Below are 12,589 nucleotides of genomic sequence, written 5' to 3'. Positions count from 1 at the left end.
TAGAATGGACGGATCACCGGACGCCTTAGAATAAGAAACCTGGTTTTTATTACCTTTTACTATTCACATCGGTCGCGGCCCGCCCTGGTGCGGCCAACCCGGCCATGAGGGAGGGAAGAGTGGCATGACATTCGTCGTCACCGAGAACTGCATCAAGTGCAAGTACACCGACTGCGTCGAGGTCTGTCCGGTGGACTGCTTCTATGAGGGCCCCAATTTCCTGGTGATCCACCCCGACGAGTGCATCGACTGCGCCCTGTGCGAGCCGGAGTGCCCCGCCGAGGCGATCTTCTCGGAGGACGAGTTGCCCGAGGGCCAGGAACAGTTCATCGAGATCAACGCCGAGCTGTCCGAGGTGTGGCCCAACATCAGCGAGAAGAAGGATCCGCTCCCCGACGCCGAGGAGTGGGACGGCAAGTCCGGCAAGCTCGAGCACCTCGAGCGCTGACCCGCCCGCCGACGTTAGCCATGCACAACGACAAGCGCCGGCCGTCACGAGACGGCCGGCGCTGTCGCTTCTGACCTGCACCCCAGGACAGAAGAAGGAGAACACCGAAGAGAAAAAGGCGGCCCGCAGGCCGCCCGCTCCAAGCCCATCCTCGGGCGGCTCCCTCCGCCCAGACTCCCGTGATGTCTTCCCTGCCCGGGAACGGCGTCCTGCCGCACCTGGCGCATCACCCAAAGCATCCCGTTGCATCCTGCCGAGGGCATCGTCCCATGCCCCCTTGTCCCGGTGTCCATTCTGGCAGAGCGGCAGTGCAACACAAGCCGTCTTCGGCGCCGCCACTCGCCACTCGCCACTCGTCACCGTTTCGAGACACCGAAACAAAAACAAAACAAATCAATAGGTTAAAAAAATAGCCGGCACCTTGGGTGCCGGCTGCTTCGCTCATATGGCGGCGATCTCCTCGCCTAAATGTCAGCGATTTCCTACACGATGTCGCGCGAAAGGCAACGCTGTTCGCTTACTGCCCCTTGATCGCCGACAGCCCGGGATAGGCCACCGAATCGCCGAGCTCCTGCTCGATCACCAGCAGGCGGTTGTACTTGGCGACGCGGTCGCTGCGGCACAGCGAGCCGGTCTTGATCTGGCCGGCCGCGGTGGCCACGGCCAGATCGGCGATGGTGGTGTCCTCGGTCTCGCCGGAGCGGTGGGAGATGACCGCGGTGAAGCCGGCGTCCTGGGCCATCCGGATGGCGTCCAGGGTCTCGGACAGCGAGCCGATCTGGTTGAACTTGATCAGGATGGAGTTGCCGATCTGTTCGTCGATGCCGCGCTTGAGGATCCGGGTATTGGTGACGAAGAGGTCGTCGCCCACCAGCTGGACCCTATCGCCGAGCCTGTCGGTCAGTGCCTTCCAGCCGTCCCAGTCAGACTCGTCCATGCCGTCCTCGATCGACACGATCGGGTATTGCTCGACCAACTCGGCCAGGTAGTCGACGAAGCCGGCGGCGTCGAAGGCCTTGCCTTCGCCCGCCAGGTTGTACTGGCCGTCCTTGTAGAACTCGGAGGAGGCGCAATCCAGCGCCAGGGTGATGTCCTTGCCGAGCCGGTAGCCGGCGTCTTCCACCGCCTGCTTGATCACCGCCAGGGCCTCGGCGTTGGAGGCCAGGTTGGGGGCGAAGCCGCCCTCGTCGCCCACCGAGGTGGACAGGCCACGCGCGGCGAGCACCTTCTTCAGGGCGTGGAAGATCTCGGCCCCCATGCGCAGCGCCTCGCGGAAGTTCGGCGCGCCCACCGGCTGGACCATGAACTCCTGGATGTCGACGTTGTTGTCGGCATGCTCACCGCCATTGAGGATGTTCATCATCGGCACCGGCATGCGGTATTGGCCCGGCTGGCCGTAGAGCTCGGCGATATGCGCGTAGAGGGGCACGCCCTTGGCGTTGGCGGCAGCCTTGGCGGCGGCCAGGGACACGGCCAGGATGGCGTTGGCGCCCAGGCTGGCCTTGTTGTCGGTGCCGTCGAGTTCGAGCATGGCATCGTCGAGGCCGCGCTGGTCGCGGGCGTCCATGTCGACCAGACGCGCACGGATATCGCCGTTGACGGCCTCGACGGCCTTGAGCACGCCCTTGCCCAGGTAGCGGGACTTGTCGCCGTCACGCAGCTCCAGGGCCTCGCGGGAACCGGTGGAGGCACCGCTGGGCGCACAGGCCACGCCCACGGCACCGCTCGCCAGGCGCACCTCGGCCTGGACGGTGGGGTTGCCGCGGGAGTCGAGCACCTCGAGGGCGCGGATATCGACGATCTTGGTCATGGGTGTTTCCTCAGTCGTGTCAGCGTTGGGGTTTTATTGGATCTCGAGCGGTGCGAAGCCCTTGACCAGCTCGTCCATGGCCTTGAGCTGGGCCAGGAAGGGCTCGAGCCGGTCGAGCGGCAGCGCGCAGGGACCATCGCACTTGGCGTTGTCGGGGTCCGGGTGGGCCTCCAGGAAGAGGCCGGCCAGCCCCACGGCGACGCCGGCGCGGGCCAATTCGGCCACCTGGGCACGGCGGCCACCGGCGCTGTCGGCGCGCCCGCCGGGGCGCTGCAGCGAGTGGGTGACGTCGAAGAATACCGGCAGGCCGCTCTGTTTCATCTCGCCGAGGCCGAGCATGTCCACCACCAGGTTGTTGTAGCCGAAGCTGGTGCCACGCTCGCAGAGGATCACCCGGTCGTTGCCGGCCTCCTCGCACTTGCGGATGATATGGCGCATCTCGTGGGGCGCCAGGAACTGCGGCTTCTTGGCGTTGATCACCGCCCCGGTCCGGGCCATGGCCACCACCAGGTCGGTCTGGCGGGCCAGGAAGGCCGGCAGCTGGATGATGTCGGCGACCTCCGCCACCGGCTCGGCCTGCCAGGGCTCGTGAACGTCGGTGATCACCGGCACCCCGAAGCGCGCCTTCACCTCGGCGAGGATCTCGAGGCCCTTCTCCAGGCCGGGGCCGCGGAAGGAGTGGATGGAACTGCGGTTGGCCTTGTCGAAGCTGGCCTTGAAGACGTAGGGCATCCCCAGCTTGCCGGTGACCTCCACATAGGCCTCGGCCACCTCGAGGGCCAGCTCGCGGGACTCCAGGACGTTCATGCCGCCGAACAGCATCAGCGGCAACGAATTGCCGGCCTTCAGGCCGGCGAATTCGATATGGCGTTCGGGTGCGGACATGAGCTCACTCCTGATGGGAGGACTGGGCACGGCTGCGTGCCGCCTTGTGCTCCAGCGCCGCGTTGACGAAGCCGGTGAACAGCGGATGGCCGTCGCGCGGCGTGGAGGTGAACTCCGGGTGGAACTGGCAGGCGATGTACCAGGGATGGTCGGGCAGCTCCACCATCTCCACCAGGGAGTTGTCGACGCTCTTGCCGGAGACCACCAGGCCGGCCTGCTCCAGCTCGTCGATGAACTGGTTGTTGACCTCGTAGCGGTGCCGATGGCGCTCGACGATCTCGTCACTGCCGTAGACCTGGCGGGCCTTGCTGCCGGCCTTGAGCTGGCACACCTGGCCGCCCAGGCGCATGGTGCCGCCGAGGTCGGAGGCCGCGTCGCGCAGCTCGATCCGGCCCTCCGGCGAGAGCCACTCGGTGATCAGGCCCACCACCGGGTGCTGGGTATCGTGGGTGAACTCGGTGGAGTTGGCGTCCTCCCAGCCGGCCTGGTTGCGCGCGAACTCGATCACCGCCACCTGCATCCCCAGGCAGATGCCCAGGTAGGGAATGTCGTTCTCGCGGGCGAAGCGCGCCGTGGCGATCTTGCCCTCGACGCCGCGCTCGCCGAACCCCCCCGGGACCAGGATGGCGTCCTTGCCGGCCAGGCGCTCGGTGCCGTGGCGCTCGACGTCCTCGGAGTCGACATAGTCGACGTTGACCTTCACCCGGGTCTGGATGCCGGCATGGATCAGCGCCTCATTGAGCGACTTGTAGGCGTCGAGCAGCTCCATGTACTTGCCGACCATGGCGATGTTGATCGACTTGAGGGGATTGAGCTTGGCATCGAGCACGTGCACCCACTCGCCGAGGTCGGCCTCGCCGGCCGTGAGGCGCAGCTTGTCGCAGACGATCTCGTCGAGGCCGTGCTCGTGGAGCATCAGCGGGATGCGGTAGATGGTGTCGGCGTCCTGCAGCGGCACCACGGCGCGCTCCTCCACGTTGGTGAAGAGCGCGATCTTGCGCCGCTCGGTCTCCTCCAGCTCCACCTCGCTGCGGCAGATCAGGATGTCGGGCTGGATACCGATCGAGCGCAGCTCCTTGACGCTGTGCTGGGTCGGCTTGGTCTTGGTCTCGCCGGCGGTCTTGATGTAGGGCACCAGCGTCAGGTGCATGAAGATCGCCCGGCTCGCGCCCTGCTCGCTTCTGATCTGGCGGATCGACTCCAGGAAGGGCAGCGACTCGATGTCGCCCACGGTGCCGCCGATCTCCACCAGCGCCACGTCGAAGCCCTCGCCGCCGTCATAGACGCGGCGCTTGATCTCGTCGGTGATGTGCGGAATCACCTGGACGGTGCCGCCCAGGTAGTCGCCGCGGCGCTCGCGGCGCAGGACGTGCTCGTAGACGCGCCCGGTGGTGAAGTTGTTGCCCTGGGTCATCTTGGTGCGAATGAAGCGCTCGTAGTGGCCCAGGTCGAGATCGGTCTCGGCGCCATCCTCGGTGACGAACACCTCGCCGTGCTGGAAGGGGCTCATGGTGCCCGGATCCACGTTGATGTACGGATCCAGCTTGAGCATGGTGACCTTGAGGCCGCGCGCCTCGAGAATCGCCGCCAGCGAGGCCGACGCGATGCCCTTGCCGAGTGAGGACACAACGCCGCCGGTCACGAAGATGTATCGTGTCATGGAGAACCTGTCGAAACGTGATCGGTAGGCCCGGCAGGAAGCCGCGCCAGGATGGGACGACAGACTAGCAGAATACGACCAAGGGCTCAATTTCAGCGCCGAGCGCCGAGCAGGATGGTGCCTCCGTTGCCGAGGGGCCGACGAGTTGCCTTGTAGGAGGCCAATTTATTGGGCGATGGAGGCCGAAGGCCTCCCCGGCGGCGGTCACTGGACTTGGGCAACACCGCAGGGCGCCTGACGGCGCCTATCGCGATGCGTAGCATCCCTCCTACAATCGCAACCTCACCTTTAATCGTGGCCTCACACCCCCAGGTAGTCGAGGATGCCCTCGGCGGCCTGGCGGCCTTCGTAGATGGCGGTGACCACCAGGTCGGAGCCGCGCACCATGTCGCCCCCGGCGAAGATCTTCTCGTGGGTGGTCTGGAACGGCAGGGTGCCGTGTTCCGGGGCCTTGACCCGGTCGCGTTCGTCGAGCTCGATGCCCACCTCGGCGAACCAGGGGGCCGGATTGGGCTGGAAGCCGAAGGCGACGATCACGGCGTCGGCGGGGATCACCTCCTCGGAGCCCGGCACCACCTCGGGACGGCGGCGGCCGTTCTCGTCGGGCTCGCCCATGCGGGTGCGCACCACCTTGACGCCCTCGACCTTGCCCTCGCCGACCACGGCGACCGGCTGGCGGTTGAACAGGAACTCCACGCCCTCCTCCCGGGCGTTGGCCACCTCGCGCCGCGAGCCGGGCATGTTCTCCTCGTCGCGGCGGTAGGCGCAGGTCACGCTGGTGGCGCCCTGGCGGATCGAGGTGCGGTTGCAGTCCATGGCGGTGTCGCCGCCGCCCAGCACCACCACGCGCTGGCCCTCGAAGGAGATGTAGTCGCCGGGATCCTTCTCGAAGCCCAGGCAGTGATTGACGTTGGCGATCAGGAAGTCGAGCGCCTTGTAGACGCCGGGCAGGTCCTCGCCCGGGAAGCCGCCTTCCATGTACTTGTAGGTCCCCATGCCCAGGAAGACGGCGTCGTACTCCTCGAGCAGGGTGTCGAAGGCCACGTCCTTGCCGATCTCGACGCCCAGGCGGAACTCCATGCCCATCTCCTCGAACACCGCGCGGCGCCGCTCCATGACGTTCTTCTCGAGCTTGAACTCGGGGATGCCGAAGGTCAGCAGGCCGCCGATCTCCGGATACTTGTCGAACACCACCGGCCTGACACCGTTGCGCACCAGGATGTCGGCGCAACCCAGGCCCGCCGGACCGGCGCCGATCACCGCTACCCTGCGGTCGGTCCAGGTCACCTGGGACATGTCCGGGCGCCAGCCCATGGCGAAGGCGGTATCGGTGATGTACTTCTCCACCGAGCCGATGGTCACCGCGCCGAAGCCGTCATTGAGGGTGCAGTCGCCCTCGCAGAGACGGTCCTGGGGACACACCCGGCCGCACACCTCGGGCAGCGAGTTGGTGCGGTGCGAGAGCTCGGCCGCCTCGAGGACGTTGCCCTCGCTGACCAGCTTCAGCCAGTTGGGGATGTAATTGTGGACCGGGCACTTCCACTCGCAGTAGGGGTTGCCGCAGTGCAGGCAGCGATGCGCCTGGCTGGCCGCCTCCTGGGGCTTGTAGGGCTCGTAGATCTCGGCGAACTCCCGCGAGCGGGTGCGGGCGTCCTTCTTCTGCGGGTCCTGGCGACCCACGTCGATGAACTGGAAGTCGTTGCTCAGACGGTTAGCCATGCTATCTCTCCTGGAAGTCCTGTTGGCCCGGCGCCCCGGCTCGGCCGGGGCGCGGCGATCCTGACGGCTGACGCCGGCTTTACTCCGGCCGCCGCCGGGACTCGGCGAGCAGGCTGTTCAGGCTGGCCGCCTTGGGCTTCACCAGCCAGAAGTGGCGGACGAAGTCGCTGAAGTCCTCGAGGATCGCGCGGCCGCGCGGCGAGTCGGTCTCGGCGACGAACTCCTCGATGACCTCGCGCAGGTGGCGACGATGGGCTTCCATGGTCTCGGTGTTCACGCGGTGGATCTCCACCAGCTCGTGGTTGTACTTGTCGACGAAGTTGCGTTCCTCGTCGAGCACGTAGGCGAAACCGCCGGTCATGCCCGCACCGAAGTTGACGCCGGTCTCGCCGAGCACGCAGACCAGGCCGCCGGTCATGTACTCGCAGCAGTGGTCGCCGGCGCCCTCGATCACCGCATGGACGCCGGAGTTGCGCACCCCGAAGCGCTCGCCGGCAGTGCCGGCGGCGAACAGCTTGCCGCCGGTGGCGCCGTACAGGCAGGTGTTGCCGACGATCGCCGTCTTGTGGGTCTCGAAACGGCTGGCCCGGGGTGGCACGATCACCACCTTGCCGCCGTTCATGCCCTTGCCGACGTAGTCGTTGGCGTCGCCCTCCAGATAGAGGTACAGGCCGCGGGCGTTCCACACGCCGAAGCTCTGGCCGGCCACGCCCTTGAAACGCACGGTGATCGGCGCGTCCTCGAGCCCCTCCTCGCCATAGCGCTTGGCGATGGCGCCGGAGGTGAGCGCCGCCACGGAGCGGTCGCAGTTGGTGATGGTGAACGCGAACTCGCCGCCGGACTTCGACTCGATGGCGTCCTGGAGCGCCTCCAATACCTCCTGGTTCTTGGCGCCCGGATCGTGAGGCACATTGCGGCTCACCTGGCAGAACTGCGGCGCCTCGGCGGGCACATAGTCGTTCTCCAGTAGCGGCGTCAGGTCGAGGCCGCGCTGGGAGGCGGTAATGCCCTCCAGCGCCTCGAGCAGGTCGGTGCGGCCGATCAGGTCGGTGAGCTTGCGGACCCCGAGCATGGCCATCAGCTCGCGCACCTCCTCGGCGATGAAGCGGAAGTAGTGCTTGACCATGTCCACGGTACCGCGGAAGTGCTCGCCACGCAGGTAGTCGTGCTGGGTGGCCACGCCGGTGGCGCAGTTGTTGAGGTGGCAGATGCGCAGGTACTTGCAGCCCAGCGCCACCATGGGCGCGGTGCCGAAGCCGAAGCTCTCGGCGCCGAGGATCGCCGCCTTGACCACGTCCAGGCCGGTCTTCAGGCCGCCGTCGGTCTGCAGGCGGATCTTGTCGCGCAGGCCATTGATGCGCAGCGCCTGGTGCACCTCGGGCAGGCCCAGCTCCCAGGGCGAGCCGGCGTGCTTGATGGAGGTGATCGGGCTCGCCGCGGTGCCACCGTCGTAGCCGGAGACGGTGATCAGGTCGGCATAGGCCTTGGCCACGCCGGTGGCGATGGTACCGATGCCCGGCTCGGAGACCAGCTTCACCGACACCTGGGCGTCCGGGTTGACCTGCTTGAGGTCGAAGATCAGCTGCGCCAGGTCCTCGATGGAGTAGATGTCGTGGTGCGGCGGCGGCGATATCAGGGTCACGCCGGGCACCGAGTAGCGCAGCCGGGCGATCAGGTCGTTGACCTTGCCGCCGGGCAGCTGGCCGCCCTCGCCGGGCTTGGCGCCCTGGGCCACCTTGATCTGCAGCACCTCGGCGTTGACCAGGTAGGCCGGGGTGACGCCGAAGCGCCCCGAGGCGATCTGCTTGATCTTGGAGGAGCGAATGGTGCCGTAACGGGCCGGGTCCTCGCCGCCCTCGCCGGAGTTGGAGCGCCCGCCGGACTCGTTCATGGCCTGGGCCAGGGCCTCGTGGGCCTCCGGCGACAGGGCGCCCAGCGACATGCCGGCGCTGTCGAAGCGCGGCAGCAGCTCCTCGACGGGCTCGACCTCCTCCAGGGGCAGCGCCTCGGCGGCCGGCTTGAGCCCGAGCAGGTCGCGGATGGTGGCCGGGGAGCGCTCGTTGACGAGTGCCGCGAACTTCTTCCACTTGGCGTAATCGCCCTCCTGCACCGCTTCCTGCAGTGCCTTGACCACGTCGGGGTTGAAGGCGTGGTACTCATGGCCGTGGACGTACCTGAACAGGCCGCCCTGGCTGATGCCCTTGCGCGGGATCCAGGCGTCGCGGGCCAACAGCTCCTGCTGCAGCTGCAGTTCGCTGAAGCCGGTGCCCTGGATGCGCGAGGCCATGCCGGTGAAGCACATCTCCATCACCTCGCCGGCCAGGCCCACCGCCTCGAACAGCTGGGAACCACGATAGGAGGCGAGCGTCGAGATCCCCATCTTGGAAAGGATCTTGAACAGCCCCTTCTGCAGGCCCTTGCGGTAGTTCTCGCGAGCGTCGGCGGGGTTGCCGACCAGCTCGCCGGTGCGGTGCATGTCGGCCATGACCTGGTAGACCAGCCAGGGGAAGACCGCGGTGGCGCCCACGCCGAACAGCACCGCCATCTGGTGGGCGTCACGGGCGTAGCCGGTCTCCACCACGATGTTACAGCGCGGGCGCAGCGCCAGGCGGCCCAGGTGGTGGTGCACGGCGCCCACCGCCAGGGCGGCATGGATCGGCAGCTCGCCCTTCTCCAGGGCGGCGTCGGAGAGTACCAGGATCACCTTGCCGTCCCTGACCGCCGCCTCGGCCTGGTGGCACAGCTCGAGGAGTGCCGCCTTGAGGCCGACCTTCTCGGGGTCGTAGGCCATGCGCAGGACGTGGCTGGCGTAGGCCGGGTCGTCCTGCTCGAGCAGGGCGGTGAACTTGCGCGGCGAGAGCACCGGCGTGGTGAGGATGATGCGGTGGGCGTGCTCGGGGGTCGCCTTGAAGACGTTGAGCTCGGCGCCGATGCAGGTCTCCAGCGACATCACGATCGCCTCGCGCAGCGGGTCGATGGCCGGGTTGGTGACCTGGGCGAACTTCTGGCGGAAGTAGTCGGTGAGCAGGCGCGGCTTGCCGGAGAGCACCGCCATGGGGGTATCGTCGCCCATGGAGCCCACCGCCTCCTGGCCGCTCTCGGCCAGCGGGCGCAGCAGCAGGTCGCGCTCCTCGAAGCTGACCTGGAACATCTTCTGGGCGACGCCCAGGTCATCGGCGTCCATGTTGTGGAAGCGCGCCAGCTCGGTGAGCGCCGACTCCAGGTACTGGGCCTGATCCTTCAGCCAGCGCTTGTAGGGGAAGGCCGACTTGAGGCGCTCGTCGACGTCGGAGGTGTGCAGCACCTCGCCGGTCTCGGTGTCCACGGCGAGCACCTGGCCCGGGCCGACGCGGCCCTTGGCCACCACGTCCTCGGGGGCGTAGTCATAGGTGCCGATCTCGGAGGCCAGGGTGATGAAGCCGTTCTTGGTGATCACCCAGCGCGCCGGACGCAGGCCGTTGCGGTCGAGCATGCACAGCGCCTGGCGGCCGTCGGTCATCACCACGCCGGCGGGACCGTCCCAGGGCTCCACGTGCATGGAGTTGTACTCGTAGAAGGCACGCAGGTCGCCGTCCATCAGCTCGACGTTCTGCCAGGCCGGCGGCACCATCATGCGCACCGCCCGGTGCAGCTCCATGCCGCCCATCAGCAGCACCTCGAGCATGTTGTCCATGCTCGAGGAGTCGGAGCCCACGGTGTTGACGATCTCGTCCAGCTCGGCGATGTCGGGCAGGCGCTCGCAGACGAAGTTCTCCTTGCGCGAGTTGGCCCAGCCGCGGTTGGCCTGGATGGTGTTGATCTCGCCATTGTGGGCCAGCAGCCGGAACGGCTGGGCCAGCGGCCAGCGTGGCGCGGTGTTGGTGGAGAAGCGCTGGTGGAAGACGCAGATGGCGGTCTCCAGGCGCTCGTCGCCCAGGTCGTGATAGAAGGCCGGCAGGTCCACCGGCATCACCAGGCCCTTGTAGGAGACCACCTTCTCGGAGAGCGAGCAGACGTAGAAGTCCTCCTCGTCACGCAGCGCCTGCTCGGCGTGGCGGCGCGCCATGAAGAGGTCGACCTCGAAGGTGTCGAGGTTGCTGTTCTTGCCGGGCTCGACGAACAGGTGGCGGATGCGCGGCAGGCACTCCAGGGCCATGGGGCCGCAGACGCCGGGATCCACCGGAACGTCGCGCCAGCCGCGTATCAGCAGGCCGCGGGCGCGCAGCTCGCCCTCCAGGATCTCGGCGGCCTTGTCGGCGCGCGCATCGTCGTCGGGCAGGAAGACCGCGCCCACCGCATAGCGCTCGCCGAGGGTCACGCCCAGCGCCTCTTCGGCCGCGCCGCGCATAAAGGCGTCGGGCATCTGCAGCAGCAGGCCGCAACCGTCGCCGGTCTTGCCATCGGCGGCGATGCCGCCCCGGTGGGTCATGCAGGTCAGGGACTCGATGGCGGTCCTGAGGAGCTCATGACTCGCGCGGCCCTCCATGTGGGCGATCAGGCCGAAGCCGCAGTTGTCACGGAACTCGCCGGGCTGATGAAGACCTCTGTTCATTGGCGCGCCTCGAATATAGGGTTTCTTTTACGGATGGATCGTGTAATAATATTCGGTTTTTTATTTTTCACGACTACCCGAAATCGGGCGTTCATCCGCGCGGCAAAAGGCCGTACAGCATAGCGACCCTGACCGCCATCGCGCAACGCCGGCACCCCACCTCGCCTCGAAAAACTCCGTGAAATCCACGACTTGCCCAAGTGCGCAGGCGAAAAAAGCCCGCCAACTCAAGGGCTTGCGCGCTCGAAAAACGCCTGTTCGACGCCGCAGCGCAGCACCTATACTTTAGTCTAATTCCCTATCATCACCCCATGCCGATAGCGCATAAGGCATGCGGATTCAATGCCTGAGGCGCCTCCCCGAACGACGACGCCCGCACGAGGACGTGCGGGCGTCGAGCATCCGTGAAGCCTGCGGGCCAGCCATCAACCATCGCGCGGGAACTGCGTCAACAGCGCGTGCAGCGTCTCCGGTGGGGTGGCGTCGTGCAGGCAGGCATCGCCCAGTGCCTTCAGCAGGATCAACCGCAGCCGGCTGTCGATGTTCTTCTTGTCGAGGCGCATGCGCGACAGGAAGTCCTCCGCGCCCATTCCCGCCGGGGCGACCCGGGGCAGCTCGGCGGCCTCGAGCAGCGCGCGGACCCTGGCGACGTCGCCGTCGTCCAGCCAGCCCAGCCGCCGCGAGAGCTCGGCGGCCATCAGCATGCCCGCCCCCACCGCCTCGCCATGCAACCAGGCACCGTAGCCCTGGTGGGCCTCGATGGCATGGCCGAAGGTATGGCCCAGGTTGAGCAGCGCGCGCACCCCCTGCTCGGTCTCGTCCTCGGCGACGATCTCCGCCTTGAGGGTGCAGCTACGCTCGATGGCCCGGGTCAGCGCCGCGGCCTCCAGCGCGCGCAGGTCGGACATGGCCTGCTCCAGCCAGGCCAGGAAGTCGGCGTCGCGAATCAGCCCATACTTGATCACCTCGGCGAGCCCCGCGGAGAGCTCGCGCGGCGGCAGGCTGGCGAGGGTGTTAGTGTCGATCAGCACCACCCGGGGCTGCCAGAAGGCGCCGATCATGTTCTTGCCCAGCGGATGGTTGACCCCGGTCTTGCCGCCCACCGAGGAGTCCACCTGGGCCAGCAAGGTGGTGGGCACCTGGATGAAGGCCACCCCACGCTGGTAGCAGGCGGCGGCGAAGCCCACCATGTCGCCGATCACCCCGCCGCCCAGGGCGACCAGGGTACAGCGGCGGTTGAAGCCGGCCTCGAGCAGGGCATCCCAGATGCGCTCGACGCTGGCCAGGCTCTTGGTCGCCTCGCCATCGGGCAGCACCAGCTCGCGCACCTCGGTATCCGCGGGGAGCCCCGCCCGGCAGCGTTCGAGATACAGCGGCGCCACCACCTCATTGGTGACGATCATCACCTGGCGGCCGGCCAGGTAGGGGGCCAGGCGCCCGGGGTCACCGAGCAGACCGGGGCCGATATGGATGGGATAGCTGCGCTCACCCAGCGCCACCTCGAGGGTGCGCGGGTCACTCAGGGTCTCGGTCATG

At 67.4% G+C, this 12,589-nt stretch carries 7 protein-coding genes; 1 reads left to right on the top strand and 6 read right to left on the bottom strand.

Annotation, left to right across the window (positions count from 1 at the left end):
* Positions 1-124: 124 nt before the first annotated feature.
* Entirely contained in the window at positions 125-448 is a 324-nt protein-coding gene (gene fdxA, locus QWY80_RS07810) for a ferredoxin FdxA (protein WP_290230195.1), read from the top strand.
* Positions 449-965: 517 nt separating this feature from the next.
* On the opposite strand, the gene eno is transcribed toward fdxA, so the two are convergent.
* From eno to aroB, 6 genes are all read right to left on the bottom strand, one after another.
* Complete coding sequence (gene eno, locus QWY80_RS07805) at positions 966-2,258, bottom strand: phosphopyruvate hydratase (RefSeq protein WP_290230194.1); 1,293 nt, start codon at positions 2,256-2,258, stop codon at positions 966-968.
* 33 nt (positions 2,259-2,291) lie between these two features.
* Positions 2,292-3,143, bottom strand: coding sequence for a 3-deoxy-8-phosphooctulonate synthase (kdsA, locus tag QWY80_RS07800; protein ID WP_290230193.1), 852 nt, complete (start codon positions 3,141-3,143; stop codon positions 2,292-2,294).
* 4 nt (positions 3,144-3,147) lie between these two features.
* Positions 3,148-4,803 (bottom strand): CTP synthase, encoded by a 1,656-nt coding sequence (pyrG, locus tag QWY80_RS07795; protein ID WP_290230192.1) that lies wholly within the window; start codon positions 4,801-4,803, stop codon positions 3,148-3,150.
* Between the two features lie 300 nt (positions 4,804-5,103).
* Positions 5,104-6,522, bottom strand: a complete 1,419-nt coding sequence (locus QWY80_RS07790; RefSeq protein WP_290230191.1) for an FAD-dependent oxidoreductase — start codon at positions 6,520-6,522, stop codon at positions 5,104-5,106.
* Positions 6,523-6,601: 79 nt separating this feature from the next.
* Positions 6,602-11,053, bottom strand: a complete 4,452-nt coding sequence (gene gltB, locus QWY80_RS07785) for a glutamate synthase large subunit (protein ID WP_290230190.1) — start codon at positions 11,051-11,053, stop codon at positions 6,602-6,604.
* 425 nt (positions 11,054-11,478) lie between these two features.
* Positions 11,479-12,588, bottom strand: a complete 1,110-nt coding sequence (aroB, locus tag QWY80_RS07780; protein WP_290230189.1) for a 3-dehydroquinate synthase — start codon at positions 12,586-12,588, stop codon at positions 11,479-11,481.
* Between the last annotated feature and the right edge of the window lies 1 nt (position 12,589).

This window comes from Halomonas ramblicola (assembly GCF_030409215.1).
GTDB classification, from domain to species: Bacteria; Pseudomonadota; Gammaproteobacteria; order Pseudomonadales; family Halomonadaceae; genus Halomonas; species Halomonas ramblicola.
This window is presented reverse-complemented; position numbering and strand designations above follow the sequence as displayed.